We start from the raw sequence: 22,603 nt of genomic DNA on the forward strand, positions 1-22,603 counted from the left end.
CATTTCGCGCAATTGATACCCCGGACGGCGCAGGCGATGCTGATGGCCGTCATTCCCCCTTTATATCAGGAGTTTTCATGGCCCACCTCTCTCGCGCCGGGTCGGTTAAATCGCCGGGTTCGGTTCTGCTGGTCGCCTCGCTCGGCTGCGCCATCACGGTGGTCGATACCAATATCGTCGGCGTGGTGCTGCCGACCATCGCCCAGGGACTCGGCGCCACCTTCTCCGCGCTGGAGTGGGTTATTGGCGCCTACGTGCTCTGTTTTTCCTCGCTGCTGCTGCCTGCCGGCTCGCTGGCGGATCGTTTTGGCCGCCGGAAAGTGCTGCTGTGCGGGCTCGCGCTTTTTACCCTGGCATCGCTGGCCTGCGGAGCCGCGCCCACGGTGATGTGGCTCAACGTTGCCCGCGCGGCTCAGGGCGTGGGTTCGGCGTTCCTGCTGGCTCCCGCGCTGGCGATTATCGGCCATACCTGGCGCCTCCCCGCGGAGCGTAACCGGGCGTGGGCCATCTGGGGCGGGATCATGGGCATCACCATGGTGCTGGCGCCGCTGGCGGGCGGCGTTATCAGCACCCTGCTCGGCTGGCGCTGGGCCTTTTATATCAATATTCCCATCTGTCTGCTGCTGGCCCTGCTGGTTCTGCGGGTGGTTGAAGAATCGCGTCATCCCGGCGCCGGAAAACTGGATATCCCCGGCATCGCGCTGTTTATTAGCGCGATGTTCGCGCTCACCTGGGCCTTTATTCTCGCCCCGGAGCAGGGCTTATTCAGCTCCAGCGTCCTGCTGCGCCTCGCCTGCAGCCTGTGCCTGTTCGGCTGTTTTGTGCTGGTCGAAAAACGCCGGCGCGCGCCGATGCTGGAGCTCAGTCTGTTTCACGCCCGGCCCTTTATCGGCGCGGTGCTGGCGATGTTCGCCTACGCAGCCACCGCCCAGGTCATGACCTCGCTCCTGCCGCTGCTGCTACAGAATGTTGAAGGGAAATCGGCGCTCAGCGCCGGGATCGGCATGCTGCCTTTCGCCCTCGCGATGCTGATCTTTCCCGTCGTGGGGCGCTGGCTGGCGCATTACCTTGCCTCCCGCTGGCTGCTGGCGATCGGGCTGCTGCTGGTGGCGGCGGGAAATCTGCTGATTGCCGTCGCGGTCCAGCAGCAGATGAGCGGGCTTATCGCCGGCGGGATGACGATCCTCGGCAGCGGCGGCGGGATGCTCAACGGCGAGACGCAAAAGGCGATTATGGGGACCGTCCCACACGAGCGGGCCGGCATGGCCTCCGGGATCAGCACCACGGCGCGCTTTTCCGGGATCCTGCTCGGATTCGCCATGCTGTGCGCCATTCTGGCCAGCAGCCTGCGCCACATGCTGAGCGCGGCCCTGCAGGAAAACCACCTGCCTCTCCATCAGGAAGCGATCTCCCGGCTGGTGACCGGCGACGTCGCGCGCGCGCTGGCGAGCTATCCGCAGCAGCAGGCCGGGCTGCTACAGGCGCTGATGCATAGCGCCTATCGCAGCAGCTTTGCGCTCATGCTGATCGGCGCGGCGCTGTTCGCATTCTGCTCGGCGCTTTTTATCATCTGGTCAATGAACACGAAGGAAAAAAACCATGGCTGACTTTACGTTCGCCGCGTTTAGCGATGTGCATGCCAACCTGCCGGCGCTGAAGGCCGTGCTCGATGATATCGAGCAATATAAGGTTGACGCCTGCTACTGCCTCGGCGATCTGGTGGACTTTGCCCCCTGGCCCAACGAGACCATCGCGCTCCTGCGCCAGCGGAATATCCCGGTGGTGCTCGGTAACCACGATCGCCGCGTCGCCGACAACGAACCGGTGCCGCCGCTGCCCTGGCATAGCCAGGCCGAACGAGAGGCCCGCCTTGAGGCCATTACTCTCAGCCAGCGGACGCTCAGCGAGGAGAATCGACGCTGGCTGCAAGACCTCCCCACCTCGCAGCGCCTGAATCTCGGCCCGCGTCACGCGCCGCTGCGGATCCTGCTGGTCCACGCCAGCCCGCGTTCTCTGTCGGAGTATCTGACAGAGGAGGTCAGCGACGAGCAGCTGCTGGCCTATCAGCAGCAGTATCATTTTGACGTGCTGATTAGCGGGCATACCCATCGCGCCGGAGTCAGAACCGTGGCGGCGGCGCAGGGCCAGTGTATTATCGCTAACGCCGGCGCCACCGGGCGGATCAAGCCCGGTCAGCCCCAGGCGAGCTGGCTTGCCGGGCGCTACCAGCGGGGGAAGCTCAGCTTCGAGATCGGATGCGTACGCTACGACGTGGCCGGGACGGCCCAGGCGATCCGTGAAAGCGCCGTCCCTGATTTCTACGCCGATGAGCTGATGCGCAACGGTATGCCGGGAACATTCGCCCTCGGCGGGGGTTAAGAGCGATCAGGCGCTCACCGTGCGGATAAAATATCTGGCCAGCCAGTCCATCAGAAAACCGATCGCGCCGATGGTCACAATCACCGCCATCAGGGCGGAATAATCCAGCCGGTCGCGGGCATCAAGGATGGCATAGCCCAGCCCTGAGCTGACCCCCAGCATTTCACAAGGCACCAGCACAATCCACAGGATGCCGATGGCCAGCCGGACGCCGGTGAGAATATGGGCGCGAACGCCGGGCAGAATAATATGCCAAAGCGTTTCCCGGCGCGTCGCGCTCAACGAACGTGCCAGCAGCAGCCAGCCGGGCGGCAGCTGCCTGACGCCGCTGGCGGTATTGAGCAGCACCGGCCAGACGGCGGCAAAGCTAAGTAAGAACCAGATCGGCCGATCGCCGATCCCCAGCAGCATCACGGCGACGGGCATCCACGACAGCGGCGAGATCATGCGCAGAAACTGCAGCGCCGGCATCGCCAGACGCTCGCTTGCCGCCGAGCAGCCAATCAGCAGGCCGCACGGGATGCCGACCATTAGCCCCAGCCCCAGTCCGACCGCCACACGCGACAGGCTGATGGCGATATTGCGCGCCAGCTCCCCCTGAACAAGCATCTCCTGCAGGCTGCGGAAGGCGTTTTCCGGCGCGAACAGCCCGGCCATTCCCCCGGCAAAGTGCGTTATTGCGCCCCACAGCAGCAGCAGAAGTGTAAGACCGGGAAGCGCCCAGCCAATACGGATGAAAAGCGACTTCATGGCGCGATCGTTTCCTCACGGTCAAACGCCCGCTCGGGCAGACCAAACGCGGTCAGGCCGCCGGCGCGGGCGATACTCTGACGCACGAAATCCGACGCCACCAGCTCGGCGGCGACCTGCTGCCCGTCGAGCCGGGCGAGAAAATCACTATTTCCCTCCATTACCGTCTGCTTCAGCTGCTCGGTCAGCGAGGCGAAATAGCTGGCGTACGGCCAGGGCTGGAAATCAATCCGCTGCTGACGCCACGCTTCGTGGCGGATCGCGCCGTCCTTTTGCCAGCCGGCCTGCATCGCCGGAGTGGGCAGCAGTACCTGACGAAGCACCTCGGCATCGTGCGGGGTATAGCGATGCTCGTCGCTGCGCGCCAGCAGCTGCGCCGTTTCCGCCCGATGCTGGCGGATCCACAGCTGGGCGTTAACCAGCGCATCGGTCACGCTCTGGCTCCACGCCGGCCGCGCGCTGAGATCGCTTTCATGCATCATCACCACGCAGCAAGCGTGGTTTTGCCAGACATCGCCGGTAAAACGCAGGATCCGCCCGACGCGGCGCGCTTCCGCCAGCGCGTTAAACGGTTCGGCGACGATAAAGCCCTGGATCTGCCCGGCCGCCAGCGCGGGCACCATATCAGCAGGTGAAAGCACCAGCAGGCGAACCTGCTTTTTCCCCGGCGCGCCGGTGACCGCCTGCAGCCCGACGCTGCGCAATATTTGCTGCAGCACCACGTTGTGTATTGAGTACCAGAAAGGCACGGCGACGGTTTTCCCCTCCAGCTCTTCGGGGCGCCTAATCTGCGGCGCCACGGTCAGCGCCGAGCCGTTGGTATGATTCCAGGCCACCACTTTGGCCGGCAGCTTCGCCTGGTAGCGCGCCCAGATCGTCACCGGCGAGAGCATATGAATCACATTCACCCGGCCGGCGATAAACGCCTCGGTCAGCTGCGACCAGCTGCGGAACATCACCGGACGATCGGCCTTCACCCCGGCCTTGTCGAACAGGCCCAGCCCGTGCGCCACCAGCAGCGGCGCCGCGTCGACGATCGGCAGATAGCCGATTCTGACCGGGGCGTCCGGTTCAGCGGCGGCGCGCGCCTGCTGTTGCATTATCAGCGGCAGAGCGGTTCCGGCGCTCAGCAGCGCGCTCAGTTTCAGAAAGTCGCGGCGCGACATCGCATCACACATCAGGCACATAGCGTTTCTCCGCATCGGTATCCGCGCGCACATCGCGCAGTTTCTTCAATATTTCCAGCCGCAGGGCGGCGAGCGCCTCCAGCGCATTATCGCGCGGATGGGGGATCTGCGGGCGCCACTCGCCCATCAGGCGGCCCGGGGCGCCGCCCAGCAAAATAACCCGGTCCGCCACCAGCAGCGCCTCGTCAATATCATGGGTAATCAGCAGCGCCGACATCCGGTGTTGATTCAGCACGGCGATCAGCAGCCGCTGCATATCATGGCGGGTGACTTCATCCAGCGCGCTGAACGGTTCATCAAGCAGCATCACCTTCGGCCGCCGCGCCAGGCATCGGGCTAGCGCCACGCGCTGCGCCATCCCGCCGGAAAGCTGGGCCGGTAGCTTGCTGAGATGGGCGATCAGGCCGACCGACGCAATCGCCTGGCGCACGCGTTCCCGACGTTCCCGCGCCTCAAGCCGCGGCTGATGGCGGAAATCGAGGCCAAAGGCGACATTGTGTTCCAGAGTGCGCCAGGGCAGCAGCGTGGGATCCTGGAAAGCCACCGAAAGGTGAGGATGCGGGCCGTCCAGCGGCTGGCCGAGATAGTTCACCTCACCGGCCAGCGGCTTTTCCAGCCCGGCAAGGATCCGCAGCAGGCTCGATTTCCCGACGCCGCTGGCGCCCACCACGGCGACAATTTCGTTTTCCGCCAGCGCAAAGTTGAAATCCTGTAGCAGGCGGGTCGTCGCCTGCCCGCGGCGATACCCCACCTCAAGGCGGCTGGCGTGCAGCAACACGCTCATGACGGCAGCCTTGCCAGCTGCTGTTTCAGCTGCACAACGCTGGGGGTGACCAGCGGCAGGAAGGCGCATTCGCGCCAGCGGCGCGCGGTCCGATCGCCCTGCGGCGACAGGTAGGCCCGGCCTCCCGCCAGCATCAGTTCCAGCTGTATACTGCTCATCGCCAGCTCGACCAGCCCGATGCGCAGCCGGAACAGTTCGCCGGGCTGCTGGACAAAGCGCTGGCTTTCCACCCCGGCGTAAAGGTCGCTGCGGATCTGGCGATAGCGCTGTGCCAGCGTCTGCCACTCCCCGCGCAGCACGTGGCCGTCGCTTAATCGGTCGCGGCACTCGTCAAGAATACGTTCGGTCAGCCCCAGCGCCATGCCGCACTGCAAACCGAGAAAACGCGGGCGCACCGCGGGCAAAAACGTCCGGGCGGCAGGATGGATCACCCCGTCTTTTTCCAGCGCGACATCGTCAAAACGCAATGCCGCCGTGGCGCTGCCCTGCATCGCCATCAGGGCGAGATCGGCAGAGCGCGACACTCCGGCAAGGCCGGAACCGATGCTGGCGATGAACGGTTCACCGCCGCCATCAGGCTGAACAACCGTCACCGTCTGGAAACCGCGGGTTTGCAAATTGGTCACCCAGTGAAGCTGCCCGGAGAGCCGCCAGCCCCCCTCCCCGTTAGCTACGCCGCCGACCTGCAGCTCTTCGAGCCCGGAGAGGAATTTCATCGCGTTGGATAAACCGGTCGCCCCCGCCAGCCTGCCGGCCAGCAGATCGGGCAACAGGCGATCGCGCAGCGCGCTCTCTGGCGCCTGGGTCAGGATATCGATATAGGTACGGTGTCCCCAGAACATAAACGCCGCCGTCAGCGAATGGCGGGCCACCGCGCTGATGGCGTCAATCGCGTCCAGCAGCGTACCGCCGCTGCCCCCGAAGGCCGGCGCGATCCCAATACGAAACAGGTTCGCCTGCGCCAGCTGTTGCAATAGCGCGTGGCTGAGTTCGCCGGAGCGATCGAGTTCCTCCGCCCGGTTGTCAAGCCACTCGCGTAATGAGTGATGTAGCATGCGTACTCTCCTTCAGCAGAGAACGGGCCCGATTTAGTCGGACCAGGCCCACGGGCTTAGCTCGGTATTGAGCGGCGTTTGCGCCAGGCTGTTAGCGAAGTTGCACAGCGTGGCCAGGCTGACGCCGAGGATCACATCCAGCGCCTGGCGCTCGCCGTAGCCCGCCGCGCGAAACGCCTGCCATGCCGCTTCGCTAACCGCGCCGCGGGTGGCGATGACTTCGCGGGCGAAGCTGGCGATGGCTTCAAGATGCGGGTCGGGCAGCGGCTGCCGGGTGCGTAGCGCCTGTAAATCGGCCGGCGGCATGATCTTTTTCTTTTCGACAGTTGCGCTATGCCCCGCCACGCAAAAACCGCAGCCGTGGACGGTTGCGGCAATTAATTGCACCGTTTCTCGTTCCGCTGCGGATAGACTGTTATTATTATTTATAGCGCCAACTGTTATATATGTTTGCAACGCCTGCGGCGAATTAGACAGCGCCAGTAATAAATTTGGAATAAAGCCTGAAGCGACCCGGGCTTTTTCCAGATAAGGTTTTGATTCCTCCGGCGCGCCTGCCAGAGTCTGTAAGGTAATTCTTGTCATAATTAGCCTCCTGGTAAATTTCAACCAGTATGTTTTTATTGAACGCGGGGAGCAATGCTGATAAAAAGTTGATTATTGTTCATTCGTCCTTTATTTATTCTTTTTTACTATGCTAAATAGCGAATGGTTATTAGATAATCTGAGTATTGAGAACTCCGTGTTCCACGTGGGCAAGTATTGCGGCTCATGGAAAGGCGGCACTTCGGGCAGCGGCAAAGCCAGCTATCATCTGGTGATGGAGGGGCACTGCTGGCTGCACCGCGACCTGTCGGCCGGCGCGCTGCGTCTGGAAAAAGGCGATATGGTTTTTATTTTACAGGATTGTCCATTCGTTCTTTCCTCTCATGAAAATGCGCAAAGCGCCTGGCGGGCGCCGGTGCGGGAAATGCAGCCGCTGGCTTATAAAGATGAGACCAGTACCGCATTGACCTGCGGATTTATTACCTTTAAAACCACCATTAGCCAGATGCTGTTGAGCTTTTTACCGCAGGTTATCGTATTTAAAGCACAGGACGACAGCTCCGGCTCCATCGGCAAACTGGTGGCGGTGATTAATCAGGAAGCAACGCAGGCGGTGCCGCCCAGTGAAAAACTGATCGCTTCGCTGACGGAATTACTCTTTTTTATGGTGATCCGCCACTATTTATCCAGCCATACGGTGAAAACGCCGCTGGATAATATTCCGCTGACCACAGAATTCCTCAATCTGATGGCGGAGATCGTCTTGTTTCCGGCACGCTGCTGGACGGTGGAAGCCATGGCGCGCGCGTCGGGCCTGTCGCGCTCGTGGTTTATTCAGCGCTTTAACCAGGTTTCGCCGCTGCCACCGGCAGAAATCGTGCGCCATATTCGCATTGCGCTGGCCTGCCAGCACATCGCCAGCGGCGTAAGCCTGACGCAGAGCGCGGAGCGCGTCGGCTATCAATCCCAGGCGGCGTTTAACCGCGCGTTTCAACGCGTCACTGGCGTCACTCCTGGCCGCTACGGCCAGCAGTGCCGGGAGAGCGCCGCCTGAACCATACAATATCGTCATTGTATGGTTTATTGTATGCATACAATATTTTATAATAGCGCCCTCTTCCCCCGCCATCACAATCGTAAGGTACACCATGAAGCTCACATCGGGACCGCGCGGCTGCCTGCTGCTAATGGGGCTGGCGCTGCTGTTCATCGCGGCGGTCTACGCCATCATGATCGCCTGCATGACCCTGTGGACCAACCACAATGCGCAAGAGAACGCCCGCGAGGCGATACGCCACTGCCAGCAGGCCTCGCGACCGGCGTCCGGCCGCAGCGTCGCCGGCTATTTCAACGATGAAAGCTGCGCGGAAATGCAAAAACAGTTTGTCGCGCGCTTCCATCGTCAGCCCTAAAAAAACGGCCCCGGCAGATAACCCGCCGGGGCCGCGATGCGCGTCTCTGCGCCCGACGTCAGGCGCGGATCAGCATGTGGTAATGCATACTCCAGATAATCCAGATCGACAGGCCGATAATAATCAACAGAATCAGCAAGGTGAAGGCGAAGCTCGCCAGGTTCCAGCCATTTTCCGTTTTACGGTTCAGGTGCAGGAAGAACACCAGCTGCACCAGCACCTGCAGAACGGCGGTGATGACGAACAGCGCCAGGGTGACGTTGCGCGGCGCCCAGGGCCAGAGCACCAGCGAAAACGGGATCATGGTGAGGATCACGCACAGCACAAAGCCCACCAGGTAGGAGGCCAGGGTGCCGTGCGGCGGATGTTCACCGACGTGGGTTGTTTTTTCCATCTCAGTACACTCCCAGCAGATAGACCACGGTAAAGACGCAAATCCACACCAGATCGAGAAAGTGCCAGAACAGGCTCAGGCAGGAGAGCCGTCCGGGCATCTTGCCGCCGATCCCTTTGGTCAGCACCTGGTGAAACAGCACCGCCATCCAGATCAGGCCGAAGGTGACGTGCAAACCGTGGGTGCCCACCAGAGTGAAGAACGCGGAGAGCCAGGCGCTCTTATCCGGCCCGGCGTGAATGGCGATCAGATGATGGAATTCAAACAGCTCCATGCCGATAAAAACGGCCCCGAAGGCGAAGGTCACCGCCAGCCACAGCAGCACCTGTGGGCGGTTGTGCCTGCGCAGCGCCAGCATCACGAAACCGTAGGTGATGCTGGAGAGCAGCAGCATGAAGGTTTCCGTCAGCACATACGGGATCTCAAACAGCTCTTTCGGCGTCAACGCATCGGCAAAAGCGCTGCTCAGTACCGCATAGGTGGCGAAAATCGAGCCGAACAGAATGCAGTCCGACATCAAATAAATCCACAGTCCTAACTGGGCGCTGCCGTCGTCGTGACCCTGTGCTTCGTGCCCCGCCGCGGGCGCAAGTGTATGGCTACTCATGTTTTATACCTTGTTAACGTGATGACTGAGGCGCTGGCGCTCGATCCGTTCCACTTCGCTGACCGGGACAAAATAATCGGTATCATCGTTATAGCTGCGGGCAATGACGCCGACGGCAATCGCCAGCGCGCAGCCAATCACCAGCCACCAGATATGCCAGATAAGTCCAAAGCCCATAACGGTGCCCAGCATGGCGATAATGAACGGGCCGCCGGTATTACGCGGCATATGAATCGGTTCATAGCGTTCGCCGAAGCTGCGTTTCCCGGCCTTTTTCGCCTCATGCCAGTAGTCAATGCCTTGCGCATGAGGAACGATGGCGAAGTTATAGAACGGCGGCGGCGAGGAGGTTGCCCATTCGAGGGTGCGGCCATCCCACGGGTCGCCGGTCAGATCGCGGTTTTGATGGCGATCGCGGATGCTGACGTACAGCTGGGCGATAAAGAACAGAATGCCGAACAGGATAAAGAACGCCCCCACTTCGGCCACCTTCAGATAGGGTGCCCAGTCCGGGTTGTCGTAGTGATTAAGCCGGCGGGTCATGCCCATAAAGCCGAGGATATACATTGGCATAAAGGCCAGATAGAAGCCGATAATCCAGCACCAGAAGGAGTAGCGGCCGAGCCTCTCATTCAGCCGGAAGCCGAACGCTTTCGGGAACCAGTAGGTAAATCCGGCAAGGTAGCCGAACAGCGCGCCGCCGATGATCACGTTGTGGAAGTGCGCCACCAGGAACAGGCTGTTATGCAGCAGGAAGTCGGCCCCCGGTATCGCCAGCAGCACGCCGGTCATGCCGCCGATGGTGAACGTGACGAGGAAACCGAGTGTCCACAGAATCGGCGTGGTGAACTCCAGCCGTCCGCGGAACATGGTAAACAGCCAGGTGAAGATCTTCACCCCGGTCGGGATGGCGATAATCATCGTCATGATCCCGAAGAAGGCGTTGACGTTGGCGCCGGACCCCATGGTGAAGAAGTGGTGCAGCCAAACCAGGAACGAGAGGATACCGATCGCCAGCGTCGCGCCGACCATCGACTTATAGCCGAACAGCTTTTTGCGCGCGAAGGTCGGCGTCACTTCAGAAAACACCCCGAAGGCCGGCAGGACGAGGATATACACTTCCGGATGCCCCCACGCCCAGATCAGGTTGACGTACATCATCGCATTCCCCCCCAGCTCGTTGGTGAAGAAATGCATATCGAGGTAGCGATCGAGGGTCAGCAGCGCCAGCACTGCGGTGAGGATCGGGAAAGCGGCGACGATAATGGCGCAGGTGACCAGGGTGGTCCAGGTGAAGATCGGCATCATCATCAGCTTCATCCCCGGCGCGCGCATCTTGAGGATGGTGACGAACAGATTCACTCCGGTCAGCAGCGTGCCGAGCCCCGAGAGCTGCAGGCTCCAGATATAATAATCCACCCCGACGCCGGGGCTATACTGGATGCCGGAAAGCGGCGGATAGGCGACCCAGCCGGTCTGGGCGAACTCTCCGACCCCAAGCGACAGGTTAACCAGAATCACCCCGCCGACGAACAGCCAGAAGCTGAGCGCGTTCAGCCACGGGAAAGAGACGTCGCGGGCGCCGATCTGCAGCGGCATCACGATATTCATCAGGCCGGTAAAGAACGGTGTGGCGACGAAGAAAATCATGATCACGCCGTGGGCGGTGAATATCTGATCGTAGTGGTGTGGCGGCAGGAAACCTTCGCTTCCGCCGCCGGCCACCGCCAGCTGGGTGCGCATCATGATGGCATCGGCAAAGCCGCGTACCAGCATAATCAACGCCACAAAGATGTACATAATACCGATACGCTTATGGTCGACGGTCGTTAACCAGTCGCGCCACAGCATCCCCCACTTTTTAAACGCCGTCAGCGCGATGAGAACCGCCGCGCCGCCCAGCAAAATGGCGGCAATGGTTACCATGACGATAGGTTCATGGTAAGGAACTGCCTCCAGAGTCAGCTTGCCAAACATGTTTTACTCCCTGGAACTGGTTGAATTGTCCGAACCCATGTCATGCATATGGCTGCCCATATCCATCCCGGAGTCCATAAACTGATCGATAACGCTCTGGAACAGGCCATGCTCAACGGCGGAGAAATACTCCGGCGGATGTTTCTCGCTGGGGAGCGCCAGTCGTTTAAAGCCGGAGAAATCCAGCGGATGATCCCCCTGCTTAACCTGGCTGACCCAGGCGTCAAACTGCGAGGCGCTGGTGGCGTGCGCGACAAATTTCATATCGGAGAATCCCGGGCCGCTGAAGTTGCCGGACATCCCGGCGTAATCGCCCGTTTCATTGGCGATCAGGTTCAGCTGCGTGCGCATCCCGGCCATCGCGTAGATTTGCCCGCCCAGCTGTGGGATGAAAAAGGTGTTCATGGTGGCGTCGGAGGTGATCTGGAAGGAGACCGGGCGATTGACCGGGAACACCAGGTCGTTCACCGTCGCGATCCCCTGTTCGGGATAGATAAACACCCACTTCCAGTCGGTGGCCACCACCTCAACGGTCAGCGGCGGCTGGGATGACTCCAGCGGACGATAAGGATCGAGGCGATGGGTGCTGACCCAGACGACAATCGCCAGTACCACGATAATGCACAGCGGAACGCCCCACACGATGATTTCTACCTTGTTGGAATGCGCCCATTCCGGGGTATACCGCGCGCTGCGGTTACCCGCCCGATAGCGCCATGCGAAAAGAAAGGTCATCACGATTGCCGGTATGACGACAATCAGCATCAGCATAATCGCGGTGATAATCAGATTACGTTGCTCAATCCCCACCGCACCTTTGGAATTGAACAATGTCCAGCTGCAGCCGCTTAGCAGAGGCAAAATGCCCAGCGCCAGCGGCAGCCTGAGAGATTGGCAGACTCGTTTTAACATCACATTGCGCCCTAAGATGCATGAATCACGCGGCTAAGCGCGTGGCCGGGTTTGAGGCTGGTCGAGAAAATCGCTAAGCTGGGAAGGTTTAGCGCAGGGTGGGTACTCTGACGCGGCCGGTTACATTCGGGGAATCTGTTCATAGGCTCCTTTTCCGCATGGGTCGGTAACTCTCATGATTTATGCTCTAAAAAAACATACAAGTTAATCATGTATGCATACATTTAATTTGTGTTAATTAATTTATACTAATTTGTATGCTTTTATCCAGAGGGATGTATGAAAAATACGTCGGAGAAAGAAAAGACAAGTTTTCCTGACGCGCCGTGGCTTCGCCCGCTAGCGCCGGCGGGAGGACCGCGATATAAACAGATCGTCACTCAGGTCATTGAGGCGATAAATAACGGCACTCTTCAGCCGGGCGATCGCCTGCCAGCCCAGCGCGAGCTGGCCTCCTGGCTGGACGTCGACCTGACCACCGTAACCCGCGCCTATACCGCTATTCGCCAGCGCGGGCTGCTGCAGGCGGCCAGCGGACGCGGCTCTTTTATCGCCGTTCCACAACAGATCCAGACCCACCTTGACCTCAGCATGAATATCCCGCCGGGTAACGCACGGATCCTGCCACTGATTGGCGAAGCGATGACCCGGCTGCAGCTGAACGCAGATGTCTCCTCGCTGATGAGCTACCATCCTGGCGCCGGCGAGCCGGCGGAACGCGCGGCCGGCGCGCTCTGGCTGGCGCCGCTGCTTGGGCCGCTGGACAGCGCCAGGGTGGTGGTGAGCTCCGGGGCCCAGGCGGCGATTAGCGCGCTGCTAATCCTGCTGACCCGACCGGGGGAAGTGATTGTGGCGGACGAGCTGACCTATCCCGGTTTTATCACCGCGGCCAGGCAGCTCGGGCGCAACGTGGTGGGGGTGAAGGGAGATGAGGAGGGCATGCTGCCTGAGTCGCTGCTGCAGGCCTGCCGCCAGCATGAGGCAAAAGTGGTTTATCTCAACCCGACGATCCACAACCCGACCGCCGTCACGCTCTCCGAGGCGCGGCGCCGGGAGATCGCCCGCCTGGCGACGGAAAACGGCTGGACGCTGCTGGAAGACGATCCCTACGGGCTGCTGCCTGCCGAGCCGATGACGCCGCTCGCCGCCCTCGCCCCGGCGCACAGCTGGTATATTTCCACCCTCTCAAAATGCCTGACTCCCGGGCTGCGTATCGCCTGGGTCGTCGTTCCCGAAGGGATGTCATACGAACCGCTGGCCCACGCTCTGCGCTCGCTGACCCTTGTGGCCAACCCGCTGATGTCGGCAGTGGTGACGGACTGGGTGCATACCGGTATTGCCGCCGAGCTTCTCAGCCAGCTGCGGGAAGAGAATCACCGCCGCCAGCAGCTGGTCGCGTCGATGCTAAGTCACCCGCTACAGGCCCATCCTTACGGGCTGCACGTCTGGCTGACGCTGCCGTCGCACTGGGATCCCTACAGCCTGACCAATACCGCGTCCCGGGCCGGTCTGGGCATCGCCCCTTCGCATGTTTTCAGCCCTCAGGGACAGGGGCCGGGTGCCGTCAGGATCTCCCTCGGCGGCGCCAAAGACTACCGCGAGCTGCAGCAGGGGCTGCGGCGTCTGGACAGCGTGCTTAACGGCCAGAATTATCATCAGATGAACGAAATCGTTTAGCTCGCCCCCGTTCCGGCATGGCTGATTGCGATCGGCCATGCTTCAGGCATTGCCCCGCTGTGCGAGCGGGAATGATGCATACCAAACGCCTGTGCTAAAATCCCGCTCGTCGCGGCATTCGTAATACTGTTATCCATAAAAACCACAATATTGTCTATTTCGTTCTGTTTTAAATCGCCTACGATAAAAAAGATATAGCCAAAAAAGAACCAGTATCTATGCAACATCAGGCTCAACTTTCCGACAGCATAATTCCTAATGACCAGGCATTGGTTAACGTGGCCATCCAGTATATTTATCAAAATATAAGAAATAATATTTCAGTTTACGATCTCGCGGAATACCTGCAGGTTTCCCGGCAGTACGTTCACCGAATTTTTAAAAAACGGACCGGCATGACCGTCAGCGCCTTCGTCAGCCATAAAAAAATTGAATATGCGATGATGGATATCATCCTCGGGGTTGAAGATACCGCCTCAGCCTACCTTAAATATAATTTCAAAAGTAAACACGCGTTTATCGACCAGATTCAGAACTACATGCACACAGCGCCCGCCACGTCTAACCTGCCGGCGGTCACAGCGCATAAAAAGTAAATCGCTTCGTACTGTCAATCTCTATATCAATGCTCCCTGATGGTACTCGTCAGCGGCGCGCTCAGCCATTAGCAAAATAATCGCTACCGTATAACGGAAAAACTGCTCAGGACGAGTAATGCTTAATTATAACCAGCAGTTATAACAACTGTTATATCGATTAACAAACTAACTGATTATGTTGGCTAAGGATCCGCTGTGATGTAATCCGCCGGTATTCCCAGGAGAATTAACCCGCACTTTTTTGAGAGCAATATAATGAGCAATGATAAATTTTCGGATAATGAGCGATTAAAACAGCAGAGTCAGCTCCTGCGCGGCACGATTAAAGAGGACCTGCATAACGAATTAACCGGCGGCTTTCTCGGCGATAACTTTCAGCTGATCCGCTTTCACGGCATGTACCAGCAGGACGATCGCGATATTCGTCAGCAAAGAGCAGCCCAAATGCTGGAACCGCTGCATACGGTGATGCTGCGGGTGCGTTTACCCGGCGGGATCATCAACCCGCAGCAGTGGCTGGGGATCGACGAGTTTGCGTCGCAGCATACGCTTTACGGCAGCATTCGCATCACCAACCGCCAGGCGCTGCAGCTGCATGGCGTGCTAAAGCGCAATATCAAGCCAGTTCATCGGCTATTGCATCAGCTGGGTCTCGATTCGCGGGCGACGGCGGGCGACGTCAACCGTAACGTGCTGTGTACTTCAAATCCGGTGGAGTCCGGGCTTCATCATCAGGCTTACGAATGGGCTAAAAAGATCTCAGAGCATCTGTTGCCGAAAACCAATGCCTATGCCGAGGTCTGGCTGGACGGTGAAAAGATCGCCCAGCCGGAAGAAGAGACCATTCTGGGCAACAGCTACCTGCCGCGAAAATTTAAAACCGCGGTGGTAATCCCGCCGCAAAACGACGTCGATCTGCACGCCAACGATCTTAACTTTGTCGCTATCGGCGAGAATGGGCGGCTGACGGGCTTCAACGTGCTTGTCGGCGGCGGCCTGGCGATGACCCACGGCGACCATAGCACCTATCCGCGCCTGGCAACGGAGCTGGGATATATTCCTTTGAGCGCTACGCTAGCGGTTGCCACCGCCGTTGTCGCCACCCAAAGGGACCGGGGAAACCGCGTAAATCGACGCAACGCGAAAACGAAATATACTCTCGATCGGCTCGGCGTTGAGGTCTTTAAAGCGGAAGTCGAGCAGCGGGCAGGTATAGCGTTCGAGCCGCTGCAGCCGTACGCCTTCAGCGGCCGCGGCGATCGTATCGGCTGGGTCGAAGGGATCGACGGTAAGCACCACCTCACCCTGTTTATTCCCAGTGGCAGGCTGATCGATAAGCCCGGCAGGCCGCTCAAGTCGGGCCTTGCCGCCATCGCCGCCGTCCACGAGGGCGATTTTCGCTTAACCCCCAATCAAAACATCATTATCGCCGGCGTCAGCGAGCGCAACAGAGCGCAGATTGAGGAACTGGCGCAGCGCTACTCCCTGATTGATGACACGGTCTCGCCGCAGCGCAAAAGCGCGATGGCCTGCGTCTCCTATCCCACCTGCCCGCTGGCGATGGCCGAGGCGGAACGCGTGCTGCCGGACATCGTCGATCGCCTTGATGCGATCTTAGCGCGCAACGGGATTGCCGATCGGGCGGTGATATTTCGCGTCACCGGCTGCCCGAACGGCTGCGGCAGAGCGATGTTGGCCGAAATCGGCCTGGTGGGCCGCGCCCTGGGCCGCTACGATCTGTACCTCGGCGGCAACCGCGAGGGAACGCGCATTCCTCGCCTCTATAAAGAGAACCAGCCCCTTGAGGAGATTCTCCACGACCTTGACGCCCTGCTGAGCGCCTGGGCGCAGGCGGCTGGCCCGGATGAGGCATTCGGCGACTTTGCGATACGAACGGGGATTATCCGCCCGGTGCTGAACTCCAGCCTCGACTTTTATCTGCAGGATTAAGGTGCCCGGCGAAATTTAATCGCGTGACTCACGCTTATATTTTCTGTGGCTTAATGGCTGGCTGATGGAAATGAGGCAAAACGCATTCGGCGATTAACCCCCGCACGCCGGTACAAATACCGAAATGGATGCGTTCAGCGGGATGGGCGAATAGCCCATCTGCCGCTATCTCTCACGCATCCAGCGCCCACTGTATCTCACGCTTTATCTCAAGCAGTGCGGGATCGTCCAGCGATCTTGGGCGTGGTAAAGCGACCTCATATTGATTATGCAAACGGCCGGGGCTCGGCTTCAGGACGATAACGCGGTCAGACAGATAGAGCGCTTCGTCAATATCGTGCGTCACCATAACCGTAGTAAGCTGATTTTTTTCCCAGACCTGCAGCAGCTCTTGCTGTAAACGACGGCGCGTCAGGGAATCAAGGGCGCCGAAAGGTTCATCGAGCAGCAATATTTCGGGGCCTGGCGCCAGGCAGCGCGCAATCGCCGCGCGCTGCGACATACCGCCAGACAGCTGATGTGGCCAGGCTTTTTCGAACCCTGACAGCCCGACCAGCTCAATCAGCCGGGCGACGCTCTGGCGGTTTTTCTCCGTCGCGCCGCCCTGGCGCTTCAGGCTGAGCAGAATATTGTCTTCGACGCTAAGCCAGGGCAGCAGCCGATGATCCTGAAACACGATGCCGCGGGATAAGGACGGCGCATCAATCGGCACGCCGCTGACCAAAACCTGCCCGCTATCGGGCCGATCGAGGCCCGCCAGCATACGCAATAGCGTGGATTTTCCGCAGCCGCTGGGGCCGATCAGGCTGACAAACTCCCCCTTTTTCACCGTCAGGGAGACCCGATCCAGCGCCTGAAAAATCCCCTCGTTAACCGTGAAATAGCGCGACACGTCAACAATATCGATAGCCTGAACAGGGTTTGTTGCGCCCGCAACGGGAATTAATGCGTCAACCACGGTGTGATTCTCCGGGATAAAAGTGCAATCGCACGGTTTAACAGAATACCGATAACGGCCAGGGTTAAGACGCCCACGATCACCTTGTCCATATCGCCATACATACGGGCCGCCGCCAGATAGATACCTAAGCCATCGCCCAGCCCGTTAACGTAGCCGGTACCCACTAAATATTCGGTGCCAATGGTCCCGAGCCACGCGATGGTAAAGGCGGTTTCCAGCCCGCTCACAATCGCCGGCAGCGCGGCGGGAAGCGTGATGCGCGTTAAGATCTGCAGGGGATTAAATTCAAGCAGATAGCCCACTTCGCGGTATTTTTCCGCGACGTGGCGGAAGCCTTCGCGCGTGCTCAGCAGCATCGGAAAGAAAGCGCCCAGCGAAATCTCGGTAATTTTCAATCCTTCGCCGGTGCCGACCCACGCGCTTAATAGCGGGATCCATGCGAACAGCGCAATCTGCTGGAGCCCGTTAAACGTCGGTGAAAACAGACGATGGGACAGGCCGTGGGTTCCCAGCAGGATGCCGACGGCCAATCCGGCCGCTCCGCCAATCAGCAAACCGGCCAGCGCGCGCAGAACCGTGGCGATAATTGCCAGCGGTAATGAGCCATCGCCAAAGCTTTGCCACAGGGTATGCGCGACCTGCATGGGGGAGACCATAATGCTGGCATTTATCACCCGGGCGTGGCTCAGCGCCGCCCACAGCAGCAGCAGGCCCAGCGGCAAAATCAGGGCGCGCCAGCGGCGGGAGAAAGCCGTTCTGCGCCCTTGTGTCTGACTCATGACGCCCCCTCATCCGCCCAGCGCATCAGGCGTTTTTCCCAACGCGATGCCAGGTAATCAATCAGCCAGCCGATCAGGCCAATAAACACCATGGTGACAAACACCACATCGAGCTGGAAGGCTTTACGCCCCCACGTCATCAGATAGCCAATCCCGGCGGCGGAGGCGATCATTTCCACCAGAATGAGCGCCTTCCAGCCTTTGCTCAACGACAGGCGCAAGCCGGTAAAAATAGCCGGGGCAATGGCGGGGAAATAAATAATCCGCAGGCGCTCGCTGCCGCTTAGCTCAAGCACCCGGGCGACATCGCGGTATTTTTGCGGCAGATCGCGCGCGGCGTTATAGCTTGAGATCAGCACCGGCAGAAAGCAGGTTTTCGCGATGAGTACAAACTTCAGCGTTTCCCCGATACCAAAAATCAGCATAAAGAACGGCAGCCAGCCCAGCGACGGTACCAGGCAAATCGCGCGCACCGTCGGGCCGATATACTCGTCGGCAGCGCGGGTGGTGGCAAAAAGCAAACCCAAAGCCAGCCCGAGCGTGCTGCCGACCACAAAGCCCCCCGCGAGCCGAAGCAGGCTGATACGTAAGGCCTCGCCCAGCTCGCCGGAGTGCATCAGCTCAACCGCCGTTTGCAGGGTGAAGGACGGGGCCGGCAGGATCTGCTCCGGCATCCACGCGAAATCGCTGGCGACCTGCCACAGCAGCAGGATAAACGCCGGAAAGACCAGCGCCAACAGGCTATTAAATAGCCACGAATAACGTCCGCTTGCGGCCCGCCGCTGCGGTTGTGCGGACGCTTTTATCGCCTGAGGGATGACGATGCTTCTCATGTTGATGACTCCCGCTGCATCAATTGCTGCTGACGGTACAGTTCACGAATGCGATAGGTTTGATCGTTTTCCGCCCCGCCGGCTCGCCCCTGCTTCCAGCCAAGATTAAGCGCGTATTCACCCATATGGCCGGCGCGAGACACCGTTTCCTCTCTCACCTGCACGCTTTTTTCCGCATCCGGGGCGACGTAAAGCGCATCCGTCGGGCAGTAGATTTCACACATAAAGCACGTCTGGCAATCCTGCTGGCGGGCGACGATCGGCGCTCGTCCCTGAACGCTATCAAATACGTTGGCAGGACAAACGGTAACGCAGCGATCGCAGGCAATGCAGGATGCCGCAGAGATAATTTCAATCAATTACTCCCCCTCCAATAACGCGTGGCTGTCCCACGCGGGCGCATTCAGGCCATGAATAACGATTCGTTTAGCGAACGCCGGCTGGCTATGCGGACGATCCAACAGACGATGAATGCCCCGGCTCTCCTGCCGCAGCAGGGCGGCTTTATAGGACCAGCGGGAAACCTTCAGCAGGGAGCGCGCTTCGCGCCTGCGCAGCAGTTCAATCAGCGAATCGCTGGCGCCGTAGCCGTATAAGCCGAGCGATTTAGAAATACCGTTCAGGCGGCTGAGGGATTGACCGATGCCCGCCGACGTGCGGAAGAAGTTCTTAGTCAACGGCAGCATTTCGTCGCGAACGGCATCAATAATGGCGTCCGGCTGCTGCGCATCGGCGCCCGCACCGCTGCCGTACAGGTCGTAGCCCAGTCCGCCAACGTTCAGTAGCGGCGTCAGGCGATGCCGTTGCCGACGCGCGGCGGCCAGCGGTTTTAGCTTTTCGGCCGCGCGGGCCGCCGCCAGACCCGTGGCCCGCCCGCTGGCGATAGCCCAGGCGGCGTTGGGGCCGCCGCCGCCGCTTATCACGCCATTCATGCCTTCACGGCTGGCGGCGTCGCCGGCGGCGTACAATCCCGCAACGTCCGTCGCGCCGTGGCTATCCTGCAAGCGCAGTCCTCCCAATCCGCGCACCGTCCCTTCGCAGCGCAGCACGACTTCAAACTTATCGCTAAACGGGTTGATTCCCTGGCGGTCAAACGGCACAAAGCAGTTGGGCTGCGACTGGCGCAGGCAGGCCTGCAGCGGCGGGTCAGCGCGGTCCAGACGGGCGTAAACCGGCCCGCTGAGTAAGGCCCGCGCCAGCGCCGTCTGGCGGTCGCCTTCAATCGCCAGCACGTGACCGTTCGCGTCGTAGAAGGTCGCCCACTGATAAATGACGCCTTTGTTCATCGAGGTATGAACCGGCGTAATCCCATACTGAGCGCTGTACTCCATTCCGGACAGCGCCGCTCCCGCCTCCATCCCCATCACGTAGCCATCGCCCGTCAGCCCGGTGGCGCCTAAAATGCGTTCGCCGAACGCGCAGCCGCCGGTGGCCAGCACCACGCTGGAGGCGGTCACGCGCCAGAAAAAGTTTTTTTGCCGGTTCAATCCCACCGCGCCCGCCACGCCGTCGGCATCCTTCAGCAGCGCGAGCGCGGGTGAATGGTCCATAATCGTCACGCCCGCTTCGCGCACCTTCTGGCGCATAAAGCGCATATAATCCGGGCCGCGCAAATTGGCCAGATAGGGGCTGCCGTCGTGGTCCTGCGGAAACGGATAACCCCAGGCAAGCAGCTGCTGTAAACCTTCCCAACAGCCCGCGAGGGTACGCTGCATGACTTCCGGCGCCGCCAGCTCGCCGGTGAGCCGGCGACGACGGGCGATCTCATCTTCCCGCTGCCCGGGCGGAACGCACCAGGTGCCGGTATTGGAGGGCGCCGTCGCGCCGCTGGTGCCGAAATAGCCCTTATCGGCAAGGATCACCCGACAGCCGCTACGCGCCGCTATCAGCGCAGCCCACGCCCCCGCCGGGCCGCCGCCGACGACCAGAACATCGGCGCTCTCCTCAACGATCTCGCTATTGGCTCTGGACATCAGGTTCTCCGTTTGCCGCCTTTTTCGTCCACAGGGAGGTGTAGCCGTACTTTTCAACGGCGCGATTCAGATAGCTCGGGTCGACCCAGGTCGATACATCAATGTCGCGGCGAATAAGCTTGCTCTGCTTCGCAAACGCAATCCCGCGGCGCAGGTTCGCCAGATAGTAATCATCCAGCAGCGGGCTGAGACGATCCTTTAACAAATCGCCTTTATAGTCCGTCTCCAGGCTATTAGGCGGAACTTTGGTTAAGGCCCACCAGGCGAAAACCTGCGGGCGATTCTTCTCGTCAGCGACAAACGCGGCGGCTTTCACGAAAGCGTCGACCACCCGCTGGGTGGCCTGTGGATACTGTTTAAGGAAGGTATTTGTCACCACCAGCGAGCCAAAAATATTGGCCGGGTCGGATTTACCTTTGGTGGTGTAGATTTGCGTGGCGATGCCTTTATCCAGCAGCGTTAATACGTCAGAGGTGCCAACGATGACGTCGATATCGCCGGAGGTCAGGGCGGAAATTTGGTCGGCGGATTTTAAGTCAAAGAGCTGAATATCATTTTCCGTCAGACCTTGTTCCGACAACAGCGTCGCCAGCGACAATTCAAGAATCGTCCCGCGCGAAACAGACACTTTTTTACCTTTCAAGTCCTGAAGGCTTTTAACCGGCGAGCCTTTACGCACCACCACATAAATGGGGCTGCTGCCGTAAGAGGCAAGGACGGTGGTGCCTAAACCCGATCCCCGTCCGACAATGTTTGGTAAGCCGCCGTAATTGGCGAAATCCAACTGCCCGTTGGCTAAAGCTTCATTAATTGCCGGGCCGGTCCCCTGGGGAAACTGCCAGTCAATTTTGACGTTGTCTTTGGCAAATTCATCTTCCAGATAGTGCCCTGCGCGCACCACGCCGATGACCGCCGAGCCGTACGGCGTACCGTAGGGATTCCCCTGTCCCGCAATATGGATAACCGATGGCAGTTTTTCTTCGGCATACAGGGAGCCTGAAAATCCGAGCATCAAGGTGAACGTACCCAGCAACACCTTCGCCAGATAGTGTTTTTTTATCGTATTTATAAACAAGTGCCATCCCTCTGGTGGTTACCGCCTGATTGGTTAAAAAATGATAATAGGGCATAACATTTGTGTTACATATGCCAATAAAATGAATGCAATTGGGATTTATTGATAAACGGGCAGGCCGTTGTTTATCTGGATCGCGGCGGGATCGCCGCGATCTGACGAGGGAAAGAAAAGGAAGGTAAGGCCGGTGAAATTCTGCGCTCTATCCTGCTGCTATGCCATCAAGGCGCACGTTCCAGCCCCGGCGGCTGACCCTACCTTTTTTGTGGTGTTGGCATCATGGCGGCTATTTTTACGCTCAGAGACTGACCGTGGGCAAGACCCGCAAAGCTAATCCAGGTCACGGTGGCATTGATGGATAATGTCGGTCAGCGCGCTTTTTACCTGCGGATCTCTTTTATCGTAGAAGAAATTGACCAGCGTCTGTTTGCCCGATTTTCCCATGTCGATATTCGCCACCGCATCGTGGTCTCGCAGAAGGTTGTATCTTTTATCGCCGTTGGGCAGCGGCTCGTCCTGCTCAAGATAAAAATGATGGCGGAGTGACTGATACTGCAGACATCCCTGGGTGCGGTCTACGCTGGCGGAAAAATATTCCTCTTTCAGTTCGGTATTTTTGACCTTATCGATAAAGCCTGAACATCCTGAGAGCATGGCCATAACGGCGGCCAGATAAATGATTTTAAACATCAGCGTTCTCTGCGGGTTAAAAAGGGGAAGGCGACGCTATTGTCCGCGAGTCCCCCTCAACCA

Annotated in this window: 24 protein-coding genes; 7 read left to right on the plus strand and 17 right to left on the minus strand. The window is 59.5% G+C overall.

Going from position 1 to position 22,603, the window contains the following annotated elements; genetic code table 11:
• Positions 1 to 77: 77 nt before the first annotated feature.
• Positions 78 to 1,607: an MFS transporter gene (locus EDF75_RS09330; protein ID WP_133598726.1), complete on the plus strand. Its 1,530-nt coding sequence runs from the start codon at positions 78 to 80 to the stop codon at positions 1,605 to 1,607.
• Complete coding sequence (locus tag EDF75_RS09335) at positions 1,600 to 2,379, plus strand: metallophosphoesterase family protein (protein ID WP_133598728.1); 780 nt, start codon at positions 1,600 to 1,602, stop codon at positions 2,377 to 2,379. Before EDF75_RS09330 ends, EDF75_RS09335 begins: the two co-directional genes overlap by 8 nt.
• Before the next feature lie 6 nt (positions 2,380 to 2,385).
• Here the strand turns inward: EDF75_RS09335 and EDF75_RS09340 are convergent, their stop codons facing one another.
• The 5 genes from EDF75_RS09340 to EDF75_RS27470 are packed head-to-tail and all read right to left on the minus strand — an operon-like array spanning position 2,386 to position 6,740.
• Positions 2,386 to 3,129: an ABC transporter permease gene (locus EDF75_RS09340; protein WP_133598730.1), complete on the minus strand. Its 744-nt coding sequence runs from the start codon at positions 3,127 to 3,129 to the stop codon at positions 2,386 to 2,388.
• Positions 3,126 to 4,316 carry an ABC transporter substrate-binding protein gene (locus EDF75_RS09345; protein ID WP_133598732.1) on the minus strand — a complete coding sequence of 397 codons (1,191 nt, stop codon included), beginning with the start codon at positions 4,314 to 4,316 and terminating at the stop codon, positions 3,126 to 3,128. Before EDF75_RS09345 ends, EDF75_RS09340 begins: the two co-directional genes overlap by 4 nt.
• On the minus strand, positions 4,300 to 5,100 hold the full coding sequence (locus EDF75_RS09350) for an ABC transporter ATP-binding protein (protein ID WP_133598735.1): 801 nt from the start codon (positions 5,098 to 5,100) through the stop codon (positions 4,300 to 4,302). Before EDF75_RS09350 ends, EDF75_RS09345 begins: the two co-directional genes overlap by 17 nt.
• Complete coding sequence (locus EDF75_RS09355) at positions 5,097 to 6,155, minus strand: acyl-CoA dehydrogenase family protein (protein WP_133598737.1); 1,059 nt, start codon at positions 6,153 to 6,155, stop codon at positions 5,097 to 5,099. Before EDF75_RS09355 ends, EDF75_RS09350 begins: the two co-directional genes overlap by 4 nt.
• Positions 6,156 to 6,188: 33 nt before the next feature.
• The gene (locus EDF75_RS27470; RefSeq protein WP_133598739.1) at positions 6,189 to 6,740 is read right to left on the minus strand and encodes a carboxymuconolactone decarboxylase family protein; all 552 of its coding nucleotides are present in this window, start codon (positions 6,738 to 6,740) and stop codon (positions 6,189 to 6,191) included.
• Positions 6,741 to 6,849: 109 nt separating this feature from the next.
• Between EDF75_RS27470 and EDF75_RS09365 the strand changes: the two genes are divergently transcribed.
• Entirely contained in the window at positions 6,850 to 7,755 is a 906-nt protein-coding gene (locus tag EDF75_RS09365; protein WP_133598741.1) for an AraC family transcriptional regulator, read from the plus strand.
• Between the two features lie 94 nt (positions 7,756 to 7,849).
• Entirely contained in the window at positions 7,850 to 8,113 is a 264-nt protein-coding gene (locus tag EDF75_RS09370; RefSeq protein ID WP_133598743.1) for a hypothetical protein, read from the plus strand.
• A gap of 58 nt (positions 8,114 to 8,171) precedes the next feature.
• Here EDF75_RS09370 and cyoD read toward each other — a convergent pair whose 3' ends face one another.
• The 4 genes from cyoD to cyoA are packed head-to-tail and all read right to left on the minus strand — an operon-like array spanning position 8,172 to position 12,006.
• Complete coding sequence (gene cyoD / locus EDF75_RS09375) at positions 8,172 to 8,507, minus strand: cytochrome o ubiquinol oxidase subunit IV (protein ID WP_133598745.1); 336 nt, start codon at positions 8,505 to 8,507, stop codon at positions 8,172 to 8,174.
• A gap of 1 nt (position 8,508) precedes the next feature.
• Entirely contained in the window at positions 8,509 to 9,114 is a 606-nt protein-coding gene (gene cyoC / locus EDF75_RS09380) for a cytochrome o ubiquinol oxidase subunit III (protein ID WP_133598746.1), read from the minus strand.
• 3 nt (positions 9,115 to 9,117) lie between these two features.
• Complete coding sequence (cyoB, locus tag EDF75_RS09385) at positions 9,118 to 11,091, minus strand: cytochrome o ubiquinol oxidase subunit I (protein WP_133598749.1); 1,974 nt, start codon at positions 11,089 to 11,091, stop codon at positions 9,118 to 9,120.
• Positions 11,092 to 11,094: 3 nt separating this feature from the next.
• Positions 11,095 to 12,006: a ubiquinol oxidase subunit II gene (cyoA, locus tag EDF75_RS09390; protein ID WP_374756741.1), complete on the minus strand. Its 912-nt coding sequence runs from the start codon at positions 12,004 to 12,006 to the stop codon at positions 11,095 to 11,097.
• A gap of 276 nt (positions 12,007 to 12,282) precedes the next feature.
• Between cyoA and EDF75_RS09395 the strand changes: the two genes are divergently transcribed.
• On the plus strand, positions 12,283 to 13,680 hold the full coding sequence (locus EDF75_RS09395) for an aminotransferase-like domain-containing protein (RefSeq protein WP_133598753.1): 1,398 nt from the start codon (positions 12,283 to 12,285) through the stop codon (positions 13,678 to 13,680).
• Here EDF75_RS09395 and EDF75_RS09400 read toward each other — a convergent pair.
• Positions 13,677 to 13,907: a hypothetical protein gene (locus EDF75_RS09400; RefSeq protein ID WP_133598755.1), complete on the minus strand. Its 231-nt coding sequence runs from the start codon at positions 13,905 to 13,907 to the stop codon at positions 13,677 to 13,679. The two genes, EDF75_RS09395 and EDF75_RS09400, sit on opposite strands and share 4 nt — an antisense overlap.
• On the opposite strand from EDF75_RS09400, the gene EDF75_RS09405 reads away from it, so the two are divergent.
• Together EDF75_RS09405 and cysI are read left to right on the plus strand one after the other, a co-directional pair.
• Positions 13,899 to 14,276, plus strand: coding sequence for a helix-turn-helix domain-containing protein (locus EDF75_RS09405; RefSeq protein ID WP_133598757.1), 378 nt, complete (start codon positions 13,899 to 13,901; stop codon positions 14,274 to 14,276). The two genes, EDF75_RS09400 and EDF75_RS09405, sit on opposite strands and share 9 nt — an antisense overlap.
• Positions 14,277 to 14,534: 258 nt before the next feature.
• The gene (cysI, locus tag EDF75_RS09410; protein ID WP_133598759.1) at positions 14,535 to 16,229 is read left to right on the plus strand and encodes an assimilatory sulfite reductase (NADPH) hemoprotein subunit; all 1,695 of its coding nucleotides are present in this window, start codon (positions 14,535 to 14,537) and stop codon (positions 16,227 to 16,229) included.
• A gap of 172 nt (positions 16,230 to 16,401) precedes the next feature.
• Here the strand turns inward: cysI and EDF75_RS09415 are convergent, their stop codons facing one another.
• From EDF75_RS09415 to EDF75_RS09445, 7 genes are all read right to left on the minus strand, one after another.
• The gene (locus EDF75_RS09415) at positions 16,402 to 17,187 is read right to left on the minus strand and encodes an ABC transporter ATP-binding protein (RefSeq protein ID WP_200851414.1); all 786 of its coding nucleotides are present in this window, start codon (positions 17,185 to 17,187) and stop codon (positions 16,402 to 16,404) included.
• Positions 17,172 to 17,969 (minus strand): ABC transporter permease, encoded by a 798-nt coding sequence (locus tag EDF75_RS09420; RefSeq protein ID WP_133598763.1) that lies wholly within the window; start codon positions 17,967 to 17,969, stop codon positions 17,172 to 17,174. Before EDF75_RS09420 ends, EDF75_RS09415 begins: the two co-directional genes overlap by 16 nt.
• Positions 17,966 to 18,802 (minus strand): ABC transporter permease, encoded by an 837-nt coding sequence (locus tag EDF75_RS09425; protein ID WP_133598765.1) that lies wholly within the window; start codon positions 18,800 to 18,802, stop codon positions 17,966 to 17,968. The genes EDF75_RS09420 and EDF75_RS09425 overlap by 4 nt, the downstream gene beginning before the upstream one ends.
• Entirely contained in the window at positions 18,799 to 19,161 is a 363-nt protein-coding gene (locus tag EDF75_RS09430) for a 4Fe-4S dicluster domain-containing protein (protein WP_076945610.1), read from the minus strand. The genes EDF75_RS09425 and EDF75_RS09430 overlap by 4 nt, the downstream gene beginning before the upstream one ends.
• Positions 19,162 to 20,775: an FAD-dependent oxidoreductase gene (locus tag EDF75_RS09435; protein WP_133598767.1), complete on the minus strand. Its 1,614-nt coding sequence runs from the start codon at positions 20,773 to 20,775 to the stop codon at positions 19,162 to 19,164.
• Positions 20,759 to 21,850 carry an ABC transporter substrate-binding protein gene (locus EDF75_RS09440; RefSeq protein ID WP_133598769.1) on the minus strand — a complete coding sequence of 364 codons (1,092 nt, stop codon included), beginning with the start codon at positions 21,848 to 21,850 and terminating at the stop codon, positions 20,759 to 20,761. The genes EDF75_RS09435 and EDF75_RS09440 overlap by 17 nt, the downstream gene beginning before the upstream one ends.
• 330 nt (positions 21,851 to 22,180) lie before the next feature.
• Positions 22,181 to 22,540 carry a hypothetical protein gene (locus EDF75_RS09445; protein WP_133598771.1) on the minus strand — a complete coding sequence of 120 codons (360 nt, stop codon included), beginning with the start codon at positions 22,538 to 22,540 and terminating at the stop codon, positions 22,181 to 22,183.
• Positions 22,541 to 22,603 lie beyond the last annotated feature (63 nt).

The sequence above is a fragment of the Klebsiella sp. BIGb0149 genome (assembly GCF_004362605.1).
Lineage (GTDB): Bacteria > Pseudomonadota > Gammaproteobacteria > Enterobacterales > Enterobacteriaceae > Klebsiella > Klebsiella terrigena.

Bases quoted from the DNA above. Each gene is read 5' to 3' on its own strand.
- EDF75_RS09365 (WP_133598741.1), top strand. From the start codon at position 6,850: ATGCTAAATAGCGAATGGTTATTAGATAATCTGAGTATTGAGAACTCC.
- EDF75_RS09395 (WP_133598753.1), top strand. From the start codon at position 12,283: ATGAAAAATACGTCGGAGAAAGAAAAGACAAGTTTTCCTGACGCGCCG.
- EDF75_RS09335 (WP_133598728.1), top strand. From the start codon at position 1,600: ATGGCTGACTTTACGTTCGCCGCGTTTAGCGATGTGCATGCCAACCTG.
- EDF75_RS27470 (WP_133598739.1), bottom strand. From the start codon at position 6,740: ATGACAAGAATTACCTTACAGACTCTGGCAGGCGCGCCGGAGGAATCA.
- EDF75_RS09345 (WP_133598732.1), bottom strand. From the start codon at position 4,316: ATGTGCCTGATGTGTGATGCGATGTCGCGCCGCGACTTTCTGAAACTG.
- EDF75_RS09340 (WP_133598730.1), bottom strand. From the start codon at position 3,129: ATGAAGTCGCTTTTCATCCGTATTGGCTGGGCGCTTCCCGGTCTTACA.
- EDF75_RS09420 (WP_133598763.1), bottom strand. From the start codon at position 17,969: ATGAGTCAGACACAAGGGCGCAGAACGGCTTTCTCCCGCCGCTGGCGC.
- EDF75_RS09350 (WP_133598735.1), bottom strand. From the start codon at position 5,100: ATGAGCGTGTTGCTGCACGCCAGCCGCCTTGAGGTGGGGTATCGCCGC.
- EDF75_RS09370 (WP_133598743.1), top strand. From the start codon at position 7,850: ATGAAGCTCACATCGGGACCGCGCGGCTGCCTGCTGCTAATGGGGCTG.
- cyoD (WP_133598745.1), bottom strand. From the start codon at position 8,507: ATGGAAAAAACAACCCACGTCGGTGAACATCCGCCGCACGGCACCCTG.
- cyoB (WP_133598749.1), bottom strand. From the start codon at position 11,091: ATGTTTGGCAAGCTGACTCTGGAGGCAGTTCCTTACCATGAACCTATC.
- EDF75_RS09445 (WP_133598771.1), bottom strand. From the start codon at position 22,540: ATGTTTAAAATCATTTATCTGGCCGCCGTTATGGCCATGCTCTCAGGA.
- EDF75_RS09400 (WP_133598755.1), bottom strand. From the start codon at position 13,907: ATGTTGCATAGATACTGGTTCTTTTTTGGCTATATCTTTTTTATCGTA.
- cysI (WP_133598759.1), top strand. From the start codon at position 14,535: ATGAGCAATGATAAATTTTCGGATAATGAGCGATTAAAACAGCAGAGT.
- EDF75_RS09425 (WP_133598765.1), bottom strand. From the start codon at position 18,802: ATGAGAAGCATCGTCATCCCTCAGGCGATAAAAGCGTCCGCACAACCG.
- EDF75_RS09435 (WP_133598767.1), bottom strand. From the start codon at position 20,775: ATGTCCAGAGCCAATAGCGAGATCGTTGAGGAGAGCGCCGATGTTCTG.
- cyoC (WP_133598746.1), bottom strand. From the start codon at position 9,114: ATGAGTAGCCATACACTTGCGCCCGCGGCGGGGCACGAAGCACAGGGT.
- EDF75_RS09355 (WP_133598737.1), bottom strand. From the start codon at position 6,155: ATGCTACATCACTCATTACGCGAGTGGCTTGACAACCGGGCGGAGGAA.
- EDF75_RS09405 (WP_133598757.1), top strand. From the start codon at position 13,899: ATGCAACATCAGGCTCAACTTTCCGACAGCATAATTCCTAATGACCAG.
- EDF75_RS09330 (WP_133598726.1), top strand. From the start codon at position 78: ATGGCCCACCTCTCTCGCGCCGGGTCGGTTAAATCGCCGGGTTCGGTT.